Raw genomic sequence first — 14,209 nt, 5'->3', positions numbered from 1 at the left:
GTAGCGGACACAGGTTTCCCGGGTAGCCCGTACGACGACGACTCAAACCTCGCGCACGTCACGGCGACGGCGCGTCGGAATCGGTCTCGATCGAGCGCACCTTCGCCAGTCGCACCAGCACTTGGCGATCGGGGGCGACCCCGGCCATGTCGATGGTGACCGAATCGGCGACGGATCGCACGACGTGCCATCCGAATCCGTCGGTCGAGATCGTCAACCCCGACCGCAGGACGCCGCGCATCTGCACGGCCACCCCCGCCGGTCCGGCGAGCAGCGAACACTCGACCACGTCGGTGTCATGCGAGCGCGTGATGATCTGGGTCGCGATCTCGTCGACGCCGAGGAGCACATCGGCGACATCGGTGATCGAGAAGTCCTCCGTGAGCAGGACGCTCTCCACCAACGATCGGATGACGGTCAGGCTGGTGAGTGTTGCGCCCACGACCAATCGGACCGGGACGCCCTGCTGCGCAGAGACCTGATCGATGTCACTCGTGCGAACCACCGATCACCTCCTGCTGTTCCGACCTGCTGGTCCGGCCAACGATCACCGCGCCCCGAGTAGCCCGATGTGGTCGGCCCCAAACGCCCGGACCGGCTCACCGCCTCGCGGCCGCGGTCACCCCCGTGGCCGTTTCGTCGGTGCCCGTCGAGGGTAGTCGGGGTGCCAGGACTCGAACCGTGAGAGGAATCCGATGACGTCATTGTGGTTGCAGGACAGGTCCCCGGGGCCGACGACGGAGCTTCCCCAGGGGGCGCGGTACGACCACGTCGTCATCGGCGCCGGGATCACCGGCCTGGTGACGGCGGTTCTCCTCGCGCGATCGGGTGCGACGGTGGCGGTGCTCGAGGCACGTCACCGGGGCGCGGTGACCACCGGCAACACCACCGGGAAGGTCAGCCTGCTGCAGGGGACGCGGCTGTCCTCGATCGCGTCGCATCACGGGATGCGCGCGGTGGACGACTACGTGACCGCCAACCGCGAGGGTATGGACTGGCTGCTGCGCTACTGCGCCGACCACGGCGTGAAGGTGGATCGTGAGTCGGCGATCACGTTCGCCGCCGGCACCGAGGGCGCGCAGTCGGTCCGATCGGAGTTCCGCGTGGCGCGCGAGGCCGGCCTCGACGTCGAGCTGATCGACGACACCGAATTGCCGTTTCCCGTGCAGGCGGCCGTCGAACTCCCCGACCAGGCGCAACTCGACCCCATGCCGCTGCTCGATGCGTTGGCCGACGATCTCCGTGCTCGCGGCGGGACGATCGTCGAGGGAGTGCGCGTGACCGGGGCCGGTCTCGTGCGTCCGGCGGTGCCGCGCGGCGGCGACATCACCGTCACCACCGAGCGCGGGCAGGTGACCGCGGGGGCGGTCGTGGTGGCGACCGGCATGCCGATCCTGGACCGCGGCGGGCATTTCGCACGTCTCACCGCACAGCGGTCCTACGCGGGCGCCTTCGAGATCGATGAGCCGATGCCCCGGTCGATGTACCTCGGGGCCGACTCGCCGTCGGTGTCACTGCGGTATGCCCGACGCGCCGACGGGACGACCTACCTGCTCGTCGGCGGTTTCGGTCACGAGGTCGCGCGAGGTGGATCCGAGCGTTCGCACGTCGACGATCTGCTCACGTGGACGCGCCGGGCGTTCCCGTCCGCGCGGCTCCACGCGCGCTGGTCGGCCCAGGACTACAGCTCCTTCGACCAGATGCCGTATGTGGGTCCGATACTGCCCGGCGTGGACCGGGTCCTGGTCGCGACCGGGTACGCGAAATGGGGCATGTCCAACGGCGTCGCCGCAGGACTCGCCATGTCGGCCCATCTGTTGGGCGGCGACATCGCCTGGGCGCGCTCGTTCCGCAGTTCCCGGCCCTCCCAGGCGTTGTCGCTCCCCTCGGCCGCGTCGGCCAACGCCTCGGTTGGCCTGCACATGGCCCGCGGGTGGATCAAGGTGGTCACCTCCACCGATCCGGGCACGCCCCGCGAGGGCGAGGCGCTGACCGGGCACCGCGGTGGTCGGCCGGTCGCGTCGTGCACCGTGGAGGGCACGACGCACACGGTCTCCCCCGTCTGCCCCCATCTGTACGGGATCGTGGAGTGGAACGACGCGGAGAAGTCGTGGGACTGCCCGCTGCATGGTTCACGGTTCAGCGCCGACGGCGAGGTGCTCGAGGGGCCGACGACGTCGCCGCTGCGACCGATGTGAGTCCATCGGGTGGTCAGACGCCGTCGAGCGCCGCGTCGTCGAGGTCGGCGCGCAACGCGGCCAGCGTCTTGGACAGGATGCGCGACACGTGCATCTGCGAGATGCCCACGCGCGCGGCGATCTGGGATTGCGACATCGAACCGAAGAACCGCAAGCCCACGATCTGACGTTCGCGATCGGTCAGGCGCGCCAGCGCGGGCCGCAGCGTCGCGACGTGCTCCACCGTGCCCATGTGGGCGTCGAGGTCACCGAGGGTGTCCTGCACGCGCATGGTGGACGCATCACTGGTGATCTCGGCGTCGATCGACGCCGCGTGGTACGCCGAGCGGGCGACGAGCCCGTCGACCACGGCGTCGAGGTCGAGATCCATCTCGGTCGCGATCTCACTCGGCCGAGGAGCACGACCCAGACGCTGCAGCATCGCGTCGGAGACCTTGGCGATCTGCAGGTAACTCTCCTTCGTCCGCCGGGGCACCCGTAGCGACCACGTGGCGTCCCGGAAATGCCGACGTACCTCGCCCATCACCGTGGGCACGGCGAAGGACAGGAAGTCCGAGCCACGCGTGGGGTCGAACCGGTCGACCGCGTTGACCAGGCCGAGTCGAGCGACCTGGACCAGGTCGTCGAAGGCCTCGCCTCGTCCGCCGAAACGGCGAGCGATGTTGTCGGCCAACGGCAGGCAGCGAGAGATCACATCGTCTCTGCCGCAGGTGAACTCGCGCGACGAGCCGTCGAGCTCGGCCAGAGCGGCGATGGATTGCGCGACGTCGGTGTAGTCGTCGTCGCGGCGCGAACGCCGGGGATCGGGTCGTCGTCCGGGTCCGGCCGGCTGGGGAGATGTCGTCGATGAGGGGAGATTGTCGGGGTGCATGGATCACCTCGTCACACAGAGAGGGAGGTGGGCACATCCGCGTCGAGGTCTACGAAGCAGGACGGGGGGGTCGTGGAGATCGACGCCACCGAGGGCCCTGAGCTGTACGAAGGGGCTCATGCCTCAACCGGTCCGCACGTGGTGTTGATCGTGCCATGCCCGTGCCGAGATGGCCACCCCCTGCGACCGGTGGGCGCGTCGGCGCATGGCGATCCACCGGTGTTGAACAGCCACATCGGTTCGCCGTACGGTTGAGGTGTCGCGGTCGAGCTCGAGCTGCGCGTCGACGTACATGTCGACCGTGTCGGCGTTCAGATATCCACGCCCCCGCTCCCGGCACGAACCCATCTCGCAGGAGTCGCCGTGACCGAGATCGCCGATCCCCCGTCCCCCATCCGGGACCAGCCCCTCCCTCTCGTCGAGCACTACGACGGAAACATCGATCTCACCGACAGCGTCGAGCTCTCCGTCTCGCTGGATCGCATCGTCAATCACGGCGGCACAGTCGTTCTCGACATGACGACGGTGGAGTTCCTCTCGACGTCCGCACTTTCGCTGCTCTCGCGGTTCGGTCGCTCCCGTCGTCGCAGCGGCCTCGTCACCCGGGTCGCCGCCGGGCCACGGCTGCGCCGTTCTCTGGAGATCTCCGGCGTGACCGACTGGATCTCGGCTGCCGATCACAGCGTCTGAGACCAGTTCCGTTCCGGCACAGCCGATGTGTGATCACGGCCGGCCGCAGTGGGGCACCGCGACGGCCCCGGCGTGTTTGACCGGCCTTACACCCGGGTACATCGGCTGACCGATGGTGTCCGGCGACGACGTCGGCGGCGGCGATGCGACGCGATCGCGACGTACCTGCGCCGACCATCACCCCACGAGGAAAGGGCATGCACATGAGAGCAGTCACCTGGCAGGGACGGCGACAGGTGTCGGTCGACGAGGTCCCCGATCCGACCATCATCGATCCGACCGACGCCATCGTCCGGATGACGACGACGAACATCTGCGGGTCGGATCTGCATCTGTACGAGGTGTTGGGCGCCTTCATGAACCCCGGCGACATCATCGGGCACGAACCGATGGGTGAGGTGGTCGCCGTCGGGTCGGCGGTGTCGACGGTGAACGTCGGCGACCGTGTGGTGATCCCCTTCCAGATCGCCTGCGGGAACTGCTTCATGTGCGGGCACGGATTGCCCACGCAGTGCGAGACGACGCAGGTGCGTGACCAGGGGATGGGCGCAGCCCTGTTCGGGTACTCCCAGCTCTACGGGTCGGTTCCCGGCGCGCAGGCGGAGTACCTGCGTGTGCCGCATGTCGACTTCACCCACATCACGGTTCCGCAGGGTCCGCCGGATTCGAGGTTCACCTATCTGTCGGACGTCCTCCCGACGGCGTGGCAGTCGGTCGTCTACGCCGACATCCCCGACGGGGGCACGGTCGTGGTCCTCGGCCTCGGCCCCATCGGCGACATGGCCGCGCGCATCGCCGCGCACAAGGGATTCCGCGTGATCGCGGTGGACCTGGTGCCCGAACGTCTGGCGCGGGCGGCCGCCCGCGGCATCGAGGTGATCGACCTGTCGACGGAGTCCGGCGAGCCGGGTGATCTCATCCGCGAGATGACCGACGGGCGTGGGCCCGACTCGGTCATCGATGCGGTCGGGATGGAGGCTCACGGATCACCGGGTGCGAGCGTCATGCAGCGTCTGGCGGCGCACCTGCCCGACGCCGTGGCCGAACCGTTGATGAAGCAGGCCGGCGTCGATCGCCTGGCCGCGGTGAACTCGGCGATCGACATCGTCCGACGCGGCGGCACGATCTCGTTGATCGGCGTCTACGGCGGGGCCGCCGACCCGCTGCCCCTGATGACCATGTTCGACAAGCAGATCGCGTTGCGCATGGGCCAGGCCAACGTCCGCCGCTGGGTCGACGACATCATGCCCTTGCTCGGCGACGACGACCCCCTCGGTGTCGACACCTTCGCCACGCACGAGTTCCCGCTGTCGGAGGCTCCCCACGCCTACGAGATCTTCCAGAAGAAGCAGGACGGAGCGGTCAAGATCCTACTCAAACCCTGATCGGTCAGCGGTCGCCGATGATCGCGGCGACGGGTCGCAACATCCGACCGGCGGGACCCTGCCAGGTCCCGCCGGTCAGTCGCGTCAGCACGTCCAGCAACCGGCCGTCCACACCGACGACGATGCGCCGGCGACCTCGCATCACACCCGCGAGGATGGTGCGGGCCGCCCTCTCGGGTCGGGTCGCCGGGATCACGTGGTCGAACACCGTGGTGACGCGGCGGCGCACCCGCGAGTCGGTGTAGCGGGCTGTGCGAGCGATTCCGGTGCGCACCGCACCGGGGCACACACAGTGGACACCGACCGGTGACCGGTCGCGCAGGAGGTCCAACTGGATCGACTCGGTGTACCCCCGTACCGCGAACTTCGATGCGCTGTAGGAACTCTGGAGCGGTGCGGCGCCGAGACCGAAAGCGCTCGACACGTTGATCAGGTGCCCCGAGCCCGCGCGTCGCATCTCGGGCAGGAACGCGTCGGTGCCGTTGACGACGCCGTCGAGGTTGACCTCGAACACCCGTCGGCCGTCGGCATCACGTTCGTTCTCGATCAGCGCGATCGTGGTCAGGCCCGCACAGTTGACCACCAGCTGCGGCACGCCGAGCAGGTCGACCACCGACCGGGCGTGGGCGTACACCGCGTCACGATCGGAGACGTCGAGTCGGTGATTATGCGCGTTCGTCCCCCGCGCACGACACCGGCGTGCGGTCTCCTCGACACCTGCCTCGTCGATGTCGCTGACCACCACCTCGACCCCGTACCCGGCCAACGTCTCCGCCATCGCGCGACCGATCCCCGAGGCCGCCCCGGTGATCACCGCCGGCCCCCGGTGCGCCCAGCTGTCCACCGTCTCCCGCAGTCGGTCACGTTCCATCATCGATCGGAGTACGTCCATGTGCGCGGTGTACCCGTCGGACGCGGAACGCAATCCTCCCCCGGCGGTCGCTGCGACCATGTTTGACCGTTCCGACGGTGGGTACACCGCCGCGTGATGGACACACTTGTGGCGGTGCAGACCGCGTGAGCGCTGTGGACGCCGTCGTCATCGGCGCCGGACACAACGGGCTGGTCGCCGCGATCCGCCTCGCCGACGCGGGGTGGGATGTCGTGCTGCTCGAACAGCACGAGTCCGTGGGTGGGGCGGTGCGCAGCGCAGAACTGACGCCGGGATACGTCTCCGACCTCTACAGCGCGTTCTACCCGCTGGCCTCGGTGTCACCGGCCCTGCGCGGCCTCGATCTGGGCCACCACGGACTGACGTGGAGCCGTGCGCCGATCGCCTTCGGCCATCCCCTCTCACCCGACGACACCGGCCCGGCTGTCGTCCACCGGGACGCCGGGGTCACGGCGGCCGCGCTGGCCGCTCACGACGCCCGCGACGGTCGGACGTGGGTCGAGTTGACCGAGCAGTGGCGGACGATCGGCCCCGCACTGATCGACACCCTGTTCCGGCCGTTCCCACCCGTCCGCGGGCCGTGGGGTCTGCTGCGCGCGCTCGAGGCAGGCGACCTGCTCCGACTGGCCCGCTTCCTCACCCTGCCCGCATCGCGCATGGTGACCGAACTCTTCCGGGATCCTCATGCGCAGATCCTGTTCCTGGGCAACGCCATGCACGCCGACATACCCCTCGACGCGCCCGGCAGCGGTCTCATGGGCTATCTGCTCACCATGCTGGGACAGGACACGGGATTCCCGGTGCCGGTCGGCGGCGCGTTTGCGCTGTCGGAGGCGCTGGCCTCCCGCGCCCGTGCCGCCGGGGTCGAGATCCTCACCGGGACCGCAGTCGACCGCATCGACATCGAGGACGGTCGGGCACGGGGTGTCCGCACCCGTGACGGACGTCGGTTCCGCGCCCGGCGAGCGGTTCTCGCCGACGTCGATGCCCCGACGCTCCTGACGCACCTGGTCGGTCCCGCGAACCTGCCCGCCCGTGTCGTCGCCGATCTCGAGCGGTTCGACTGGGACATGCCGGTCGTCAAGGTGAACTACGCGGTGCGCGCGCCGATCCCCTGGACCGGTCGCGCGCTCTCCGAGGCGGGGACGGTGCACCTCGGTGCCGATCGCGACCAGATGGTGCGATGGATGGCCGACCTGACGACCGGCGTGGTGCCGCGCACCCCCTTCCTGCTGTTCGGGCAGATGACCACCTCCGACCCCACCCGCTCGCCCAGCGGAACCGAGAGCGCCTGGGCCTACACCCATCTCCCGCGGGGGATCACCGACGAGGCGGCGGCGCAGACACTCGCCGATCGCGTGGACGAGGTCGTCGAGGCACATGCGCCCGGCTTCACCGATCTGCTCGAGGGGCGACACGTACAGACTCCCCGCATGCTCGCCGACGACGATCCCAACCTGCACGGAGGCGCGGTCAACGGCGGAACCGCACAATTGCACCAGCAGTTGGTGTTCCGTCCGGTACCCGGGACCGGCCGGCCCGAGACCCCCGTCGACCGGCTCTACCTCGCCGGCGCGTCAGCCCACCCCGGGGGCGGCGTACACGGCGCATGCGGCAACAACGCAGCCCGCGCCGCGCTCGCCGCCCACGGCATCCGAGGGCTCCCCCGTAGGACGGTCATCTCGCTGCTCGACCGACGGCTGACGAACTGACCCCCATCCCCGCACACCCACCGCACGACGATCAGGAGGCCCCATGCCCGCAGTGTCCACCCACACCACCGCCACCCCCGCCCAGGTGTGGTCGGTCCTGTCCAACGGATGGTTGTACGCGTCGTGGGTGGTCGGCGCCTCACGCATCCGGGGCGTGGACCCCGATTGGCCCCAGGAGGGTTCGCGGATCCATCACTCGGTCGGCGCCTGGCCGCTGCTGCTCGACGACGAGACGCGGTCGCTGTCCTCGGGCGCCGGCACTCTCGTCCTGTCGGCGCACGCGTGGCCCTTCGGAAGGGCCCGCATCGAGATGGCGGTCGTCAAGCACGAGAACGGTTCGATCGTCACGATGGACGAGACGGCCGAGACCGCTCCCGCGCGATGGGTGCCCGACGACGTACAGCGGGTGACGATGGCGCCGCGCCTGCGCGAGTGCCTGCAGCGCCTGGTCTACCTGGCGGAGAACGACGGCGCGTGACACGGCGGCCGTCGACTCACCCGGGCAGGGTCTCTCCCCCGATCGGCGCCAGCACCTCGCCGCTGTAGTACGACGAGTACAACTCAGAGGCGAAGAAGACGTACGACGGCGCGATCTCGTCGGGTTGCGCCGCCCGGCCGTACGGCACCTGCGCACCGAACTGTCCGACCTGTTCCGGGGGCATGGTCGCCGGTATGAGCGGGGTCCACACGGGTCCGGGCGCGACACAGTTGACGCGGATACCCCTGTCCATCAACGACTGTGCGAGCGAATATGTCAGCGCGGTGACCGCGCCCTTGGCGGCGGAGTAGTCGATCAGCGACTTGTTGCCGCGCAGACCGTTGATCGACCCGGTGTTGATGATGACGCCGCCGCGGCCGAGGTGGGGAACCGCGGCCCGTGTGGTGTGGAAGAAACTGTCGATGTTGACGTCGAAGGTCCGTCGCCACTGCTCGGGGGTCAGCTCCATGAAGTCCTCGACCGGGTTCTGGAACGCCACGTTGTTCACCAGGATGTCGATCCCGCCGAGGTCGGCGACCGTGGACTCGACGATCTGCGCGCAGTGCGCGGGGTCGGCGAGGTCGCCGGGATAGAGCACGCCGCGGGTACCCGCCGCATCGACGAGGTCGCAGGTGTGGGTCGCATCGTCGGTTTCGTCGAGGTACGCGATGGCCACGTCGGCGCCTTCTTTGGCGAAGGCGACCGCGACGGCGCGACCGATACCGGAATCGCCTCCGGTGATCAGCGCCCGACGTCCACGCAGGAGGTCGCGTCCGCGATAGTCGCGCATCTCGTCGCGTGGCCGTTCCGACATCTCGGCGGTCTCGCCCGGGTAGGAGATGTTCTCCGACGGGTGGTCACTCATCTCGTGGCTCCTCTGGTGGTCTCGAATTTGTTGATGATGTTGGTGCTCAACGGGTCCCGACGATGTCCGACGCGATCGAGGCCAGCCGCGTCTGCGCCGCGGAGACGACGCCGTGACGGTTCCTGTGGGCTTCCTCGTAGGCGACCACGGCGCGGATCGACCTCGGATCGTCCAGTTCGCGGATCGCGGCCACCACCTCGGGGACGGTCAGGTCGTCATAGCCCTCGATGGGGAGGTCCTCACCGATGGGACCGCGCCGGCCGCGGACGGCGGACACCGCCTCGGAGGCGCCACGCAGCATCTCCACGACCCTGTCCATCCCGCCGACCGCCACCGACGCGGGCGCCGATGCGGCCCGCAGTGCGACCCCCGCGCCCCACTGTCCAGGGCCACGCCGCAGAGCGACCGGTCCCCCGAGTGCCTCCTCGGCCAGAACGGTGGTGAGCCAGTCGACGGTGGCCTCGTGTGCACCGACGAGGCGTTGCGCGAGGTCGCGGACGGTGTCGTCGCCGGCCGACGTGGCGAGTGCGAGGAGGTATCGCGAGCGATCGAGCAGCTGGTGCTCCAGCGCGAGGTCACCGAGCAGTGCCTCGTCGAGGGGTGCGACCTGCTCGGCGAGGGCCTTGCCCAGGGCCGCGAGGCGACCGATCAAGGGTCGCAACGCCGTCCGAGATGCACCCTGGTCGCGGAGCACACGCTGGATGGACTCGGCACGCCCTCGGGCGTTGTCCGCGTTCTGGGTCAACTCGCGGCGCACCGCGTCGGTGCGGGCCTGCGCGACCCGCGTCTGGGCCACCTGGATCTCGGTGTGGGTGAGGGCGAGGATCGCACGGAGCTGATCGGGGATGGTCGACGTCGAGACCGTCATGGGGGACTTCCTTTCGTCTGAGAACAGGACGTGGTCGTCGGGTTCCCGACGTCCGGCGGGCCCAAACCACCGCCCCGGGAGGGTTTGAGCCCCCGCACGGGTGGGGCACCCCGATCGCGAACGCCCGGCAGAGACCGTCGCCGAACCCCACACCGCGTGACACGCCGGTTCCCGGCTGTGCGCAACGGATTCCGGGGGCGCGCGCTCCCCCGTCAACGAGAGGTCTCCCATGTTCCGACACACCGACCATCTGCAATTCGACGTCGCCCCGGAGAAGCCGGACCCGGTCTACGCCCACAAACTGCAGGAACTCATCGGCGGCACCTTCGGTGAGATGACCGTGACCATGCAGTACCTCATGCAGGGTTGGAACTGCCGTCTCAAGGGCAAGTACAAGGACCTCATCATGGACGTCGCCACCGAGGAGATCGGTCACGTCGAGATGATCGCCACGATGATCGCGCGCCTGCTCGAGGGCGCTCCGGCCACCGACGCGACGAAGAACGCGGCGGGCGATCCCGTGGTCGCCGCGGTCATGGGTGGCATGGATCCGCAGCAGGCCATCGTCGCCGGCGGCGGGGCGATGCTCGCCAACAGCAACGGTGTCCCCTGGAACGGCGGTTACATCGTCGCGAGCGGGAACCTGTTGGCGGACTTCCGATCCAATGTGTCGGTCGAGTCCCATGGGCGGCTGCAGACCGCTCGGCTCTACCACATGACCGACGACCCCGGCGTGAAGGACATGTTGAAGTTCAACCTCGCTCGCGACACCTACCACCAGAATCTGTGGCTGGCCGCGATCGAGGAACTGAAGGCCGACGGGCTCGAGGACACGATCGTCCCGAACGACCTCATGGACACCGAGCACGCCGAACACGCCACCAGCCTGTGGCACCTGTCCGACGGCGCCGACGCGGACAAGGGCCGGTGGGCGTACGGCGTGGCGGCCGACGGGCGTCACGAGAACGGTTTCCTCGCCGACCCGGTGCCGCTGGGTTCCGCCCAGGCCGGACCGCCGCCGGATCCCAAGCTGTACGCAACGTACGACGGGGCGATGGGCGAACCGCGCACGCCCGCCTTCGGCACGGAGAAGGGCGTCATCGGCAAGCTCAAGGACGTCGTCGACCCGGACGCGAACTGAACCGGTGCTGACCGAGGTGGCCGGCGCCCCGTTCCGGTGGGCGGCCGCCGCACGTCGCGCCCGCGCATTCCATCCCACCGGGGTGGTCTGCGCGGGTTCGGCGCGGTTCTCGCGGCCCGCGATGGATCTGGTGACGCTGTCCGGGGCCGACGTCACCATCCGGATCTCCAAGGGGGTCGGCACGCCGCGCGGCCTCCCCGACGTCGGGGGTGTCGCCCTGCGTCTGACGGTCACCGACCCGAGAACGGATCGCGAGACCCTCTGGGATCTGCTGCCGGCGACGTCGAGTCGACAGGCGGTACGACTGGCGATCCCGCTACCGGCGATGGCGTGGACCTCTGCCACGTTCTCGAGTCTCACCCCGTTCCGGGTGGGATCGCACCTGTGGTGGCTGCGCGCGGAACTCGTGGGCGACACCGCTCTGACGGACATGGCGCCGGACACGGTGCGCTCCACCGTCGACGCCGGTGACCGGCTCCGTCTGGTCCTGTCCCACGCCCGGGGGCCCCTCGGCCGCTTCACACCCTTCGGGTCGGTCGACCTGACTGCCGCCAGACACCCCGATCACGTCGACTTCGACCCGATCAGGAACGCGCCCGGGGGTGTGTCGATGTTCCCGGACTGGCTGGCGACGCTGCGACGGTCGAGTTACGACCAGAGCCGGTCGGGGCGACCGGACACCGCGATCAGTCCCGTGCCGGGAAGTGCTTGATCAGTGCCTCCTGCACGACCGTGGTCGCCAGTGTCCCGTCGAGGGTGAAGAAGCGTCCCGAGGCGAGACCGCGGGAGCCGGCCGCGACCGGGGACTCGGTGGCGTAGAGCATCCACTCGTCGAACCGGAAATCGCGGTGGAACCACATCGAGTGGTTGACCGTCGCCGCGAACAGTCGGTCGATGCCCCAGGACAGTCCGTGTGTGGTGATGATCGAGTCGAGCACGGTGGTGTCGGACGCATAGGCCATGGTCGCGACGTGCAGCAGCGGGTTGTCGGGCAGGGTCCCGTCGGCGCGCATCCACACGCGGTTCTGTTCCAACCGCTCGCCGGTCTCGCGGGCCTTCCACGTCGGATCGTTGGCGAACCGGATGTCGATCGGGTGCAGCGCGTCGACGAATGCGGCGATGCGGTCCTCGTATCCCTTGAAGTGCTCGCCGAGGGGTGGCAACTCATCGGGGTAGGGCACCTCGGGGGTCGACACGGCGTGCTCGAGACCGGCCGAACTGTCCTGGAACGCGACGAGCATCGTGAAGACCTCCGCGTCGCCCTGCATGGCGGTGACCTGCCGGTTGGCGAAACTGCGGGCGTCGCGGGAACGGTGCACGTGATAGTGGATGGGTCGCTCGACGTCGCCGCCGCGGATGAAGTGCGCGTGCAGCGCGTGGACGGGCGGTGTGCCCTTCACGATGGTGCGGCCGGCGGCGATGACGCCCTGGGCGAGCAACTGTCCGCCGAAGGTGCGGGCGGTCTTCTGTTCGGGGTGCTGCCCCACGAACACGTCGTCGCCGGCATCGGTCAGGTCGAACAGGCCGAGGAGTTTGTCGAGATCACTCTGCATGGTCACTTCCACTGCCCGGCCCCCTCGTCGATGCATCCCGCTCGGCGCCGGCTCGGGCCGGACCGAGTTCCCCCGGGATGGAGTTCAGGTCAGAACTCAGTGATCCTCTTCACCGATGCGGTGCACGTGGATCAGGTTGGTGGATCCGACCGTACCGGGAGGTGCTCCGGCGACGATGACCACCTGATCGCCGACGCTGAGCCGACCGATCTTCAGCAGGGAGGAATCGACCTGCCGGATCATCGCGTCGGTGCTCTCGACGGGGTCGACCAGGAACGTCTCGGTCCCCCAGCTCATCGCCAGCTGGCTGCGGACCTCCGGCAGCGGAGTGAACGCCAGCAACGGCAACCGCGTGTGGAGGCGGGCGAGTCGGCGGACGGTGTCGCCGGACTGCGTGAACGCCACCAATGCCTTGGCGTCGAGACGTTCGCCGATGTCGCGGGCGGCGTAGGAGATGATGCCGCGCTTGGTGCGCGGGACGTGGCTGAGCGGCGGGACCGCGCGGGTGCTGTTCTCGACGGCGTTGACGATCCGGGCCATCGTGCGGACGGTCTCCATCACGTACTTACCGACCGACGTCTCACCCGACAGCATCACCGCGTCGGCGCCGTCGAGGACGGCGTTGGCGACGTCGGACGCCTCGGCGCGGGTGGGCCGCGAGTTCTCGATCATCGACTCGAGCATCTGCGTCGCGACGATGACCGGCTTGGCGTTCTCGCGTGCCATCTGAATGGCTCGTTTCTGCACCAGCGGCACCTCCTCGAGCGGCAGTTCCACACCGAGGTCGCCGCGGGCGACCATCACCGCGTCGAACGCCAACACGACGGCCTCGAGGTTGTCGATCGCCTCGGGCTTCTCCAGCTTGGCGATGACGGGAACCCGCCGACCGACCCGATCCATCACCTCGTGGACCAGCTCGATGTCGGACGGTGAGCGCACGAACGACAGGGCGATGAGGTCGACGCCGAGCGACAGCGCGAACTCGAGGTCGGCGGTGTCCTTGTCGGACATGGCCGGCACCGACACGTTCATGCCGGGCAGCGACACGCCCTTGTTGTTGCTGACCGGACCACCTTCGGTGACACGGCAGACGACGTCGTTGCCGTCGACGTCGACGACGGTCAGGCCGACCTTGCCGTCGTCGACGAGGAGTCGGTCGCCGGGCTGGGCGTCCACCGCGAGTTCCTTGTACGTCGTCGACACACGATCGTGGGTTCCCTCGATCTCGTCGACGGTGATCCGGACCTGCTCGCCGGTCGCCCACTCGGTGCGGCCCTGGGCGAAGCGCCCGAGACGGATCTTCGGTCCCTGGAGGTCGGCGAGGATGCCGACGGCGCGTCCGGTGATGTCGGAGGCCTCACGGACCCGCTCGTACATGGCCTGGTGGTCGGCGTGCGTGCCGTGGCTGAAGTTGAGGCGCGCGACATCCATGCCGCTCTCGACGAGTTCTCGAACGCGCTCCGCCGAATCGGTCGCAGGGCCCAGGGTGCAGACGATCTTGGTACGGCGATTCACCCGGCCGAGCCTAGTCTCCCCGTCCGGCCAACTCCATCACA

14 protein-coding genes are annotated in these 14,209 nt (G+C 69.1%); 7 read left to right on the top strand and 7 right to left on the bottom strand.

Going from position 1 to position 14,209, the window contains the following annotated elements:
* Positions 1-58 precede the first annotated feature (58 nt).
* The gene (locus tag ACQ7HM_RS17180; RefSeq protein WP_434217431.1) at positions 59-505 is read right to left on the bottom strand and encodes an anti-sigma factor; all 447 of its coding nucleotides are present in this window, start codon (positions 503-505) and stop codon (positions 59-61) included.
* A gap of 190 nt (positions 506-695) precedes the next feature.
* On the opposite strand from ACQ7HM_RS17180, the gene ACQ7HM_RS17175 reads away from it, so the two are divergent.
* Positions 696-2,198, top strand: a complete 1,503-nt coding sequence (locus ACQ7HM_RS17175) for an FAD-dependent oxidoreductase (RefSeq protein WP_434217430.1) — start codon at positions 696-698, stop codon at positions 2,196-2,198.
* 13 nt (positions 2,199-2,211) lie between these two features.
* Here ACQ7HM_RS17175 and ACQ7HM_RS17170 read toward each other — a convergent pair whose 3' ends face one another.
* On the bottom strand, positions 2,212-3,069 hold the full coding sequence (locus ACQ7HM_RS17170) for a SigB/SigF/SigG family RNA polymerase sigma factor (RefSeq protein WP_434217429.1): 858 nt from the start codon (positions 3,067-3,069) through the stop codon (positions 2,212-2,214).
* A gap of 363 nt (positions 3,070-3,432) precedes the next feature.
* Here ACQ7HM_RS17170 and ACQ7HM_RS17165 point away from each other — a divergent pair, with 363 nt between their 5' ends.
* Positions 3,433-3,759 carry an STAS domain-containing protein gene (locus ACQ7HM_RS17165; RefSeq protein ID WP_434217428.1) on the top strand — a complete coding sequence of 109 codons (327 nt, stop codon included), beginning with the start codon at positions 3,433-3,435 and terminating at the stop codon, positions 3,757-3,759.
* A 203-nt stretch (positions 3,760-3,962) separates the two neighbouring features.
* Positions 3,963-5,144, top strand: coding sequence for an alcohol dehydrogenase catalytic domain-containing protein (locus ACQ7HM_RS17160; RefSeq protein ID WP_434217427.1), 1,182 nt, complete (start codon positions 3,963-3,965; stop codon positions 5,142-5,144).
* A 4-nt stretch (positions 5,145-5,148) separates the two neighbouring features.
* On the opposite strand, the gene ACQ7HM_RS17155 is transcribed toward ACQ7HM_RS17160, so the two are convergent.
* Positions 5,149-6,096 carry an SDR family NAD(P)-dependent oxidoreductase gene (locus ACQ7HM_RS17155; RefSeq protein ID WP_434217426.1) on the bottom strand — a complete coding sequence of 316 codons (948 nt, stop codon included), beginning with the start codon at positions 6,094-6,096 and terminating at the stop codon, positions 5,149-5,151.
* A 65-nt stretch (positions 6,097-6,161) separates the two neighbouring features.
* On the opposite strand from ACQ7HM_RS17155, the gene ACQ7HM_RS17150 reads away from it, so the two are divergent.
* Both ACQ7HM_RS17150 and ACQ7HM_RS17145 read left to right on the top strand, forming a co-directional pair.
* Entirely contained in the window at positions 6,162-7,748 is a 1,587-nt protein-coding gene (locus tag ACQ7HM_RS17150; RefSeq protein WP_434217425.1) for a phytoene desaturase family protein, read from the top strand.
* Positions 7,749-7,791: 43 nt separating this feature from the next.
* Positions 7,792-8,226: an SRPBCC family protein gene (locus ACQ7HM_RS17145; RefSeq protein ID WP_434217424.1), complete on the top strand. Its 435-nt coding sequence runs from the start codon at positions 7,792-7,794 to the stop codon at positions 8,224-8,226.
* A 16-nt stretch (positions 8,227-8,242) separates the two neighbouring features.
* Here ACQ7HM_RS17145 and ACQ7HM_RS17140 read toward each other — a convergent pair whose 3' ends face one another.
* The gene (locus tag ACQ7HM_RS17140; protein WP_434217423.1) at positions 8,243-9,091 is read right to left on the bottom strand and encodes an SDR family oxidoreductase; all 849 of its coding nucleotides are present in this window, start codon (positions 9,089-9,091) and stop codon (positions 8,243-8,245) included.
* A gap of 46 nt (positions 9,092-9,137) precedes the next feature.
* Complete coding sequence (locus tag ACQ7HM_RS17135) at positions 9,138-9,959, bottom strand: DUF892 family protein (RefSeq protein ID WP_434217422.1); 822 nt, start codon at positions 9,957-9,959, stop codon at positions 9,138-9,140.
* 229 nt (positions 9,960-10,188) lie between these two features.
* Here ACQ7HM_RS17135 and ACQ7HM_RS17130 point away from each other — a divergent pair, with 229 nt between their 5' ends.
* The gene (locus tag ACQ7HM_RS17130; protein ID WP_434217421.1) at positions 10,189-11,100 is read left to right on the top strand and encodes a manganese catalase family protein; all 912 of its coding nucleotides are present in this window, start codon (positions 10,189-10,191) and stop codon (positions 11,098-11,100) included.
* A 4-nt stretch (positions 11,101-11,104) separates the two neighbouring features.
* A complete protein-coding gene (locus ACQ7HM_RS17125; RefSeq protein WP_434217420.1) occupies positions 11,105-11,812 on the top strand; it encodes a hypothetical protein in 708 nt (235 codons plus the stop codon).
* Here ACQ7HM_RS17125 and ACQ7HM_RS17120 read toward each other — a convergent pair.
* Complete coding sequence (locus ACQ7HM_RS17120; RefSeq protein WP_434217512.1) at positions 11,787-12,653, bottom strand: acyl-CoA thioesterase; 867 nt, start codon at positions 12,651-12,653, stop codon at positions 11,787-11,789. The genes ACQ7HM_RS17125 and ACQ7HM_RS17120 overlap by 26 nt on opposite strands.
* 96 nt (positions 12,654-12,749) lie before the next feature.
* Positions 12,750-14,168 (bottom strand): pyruvate kinase, encoded by a 1,419-nt coding sequence (gene pyk / locus ACQ7HM_RS17115; protein WP_434217419.1) that lies wholly within the window; start codon positions 14,166-14,168, stop codon positions 12,750-12,752.
* Between the last annotated feature and the right edge of the window lie 41 nt (positions 14,169-14,209).

This window comes from Williamsia sp. MIQD14 (assembly GCF_051025635.1).
Classification (GTDB): domain Bacteria; phylum Actinomycetota; class Actinomycetes; order Mycobacteriales; family Mycobacteriaceae; genus Williamsia_A.
This window is presented reverse-complemented; position numbering and strand designations above follow the sequence as displayed.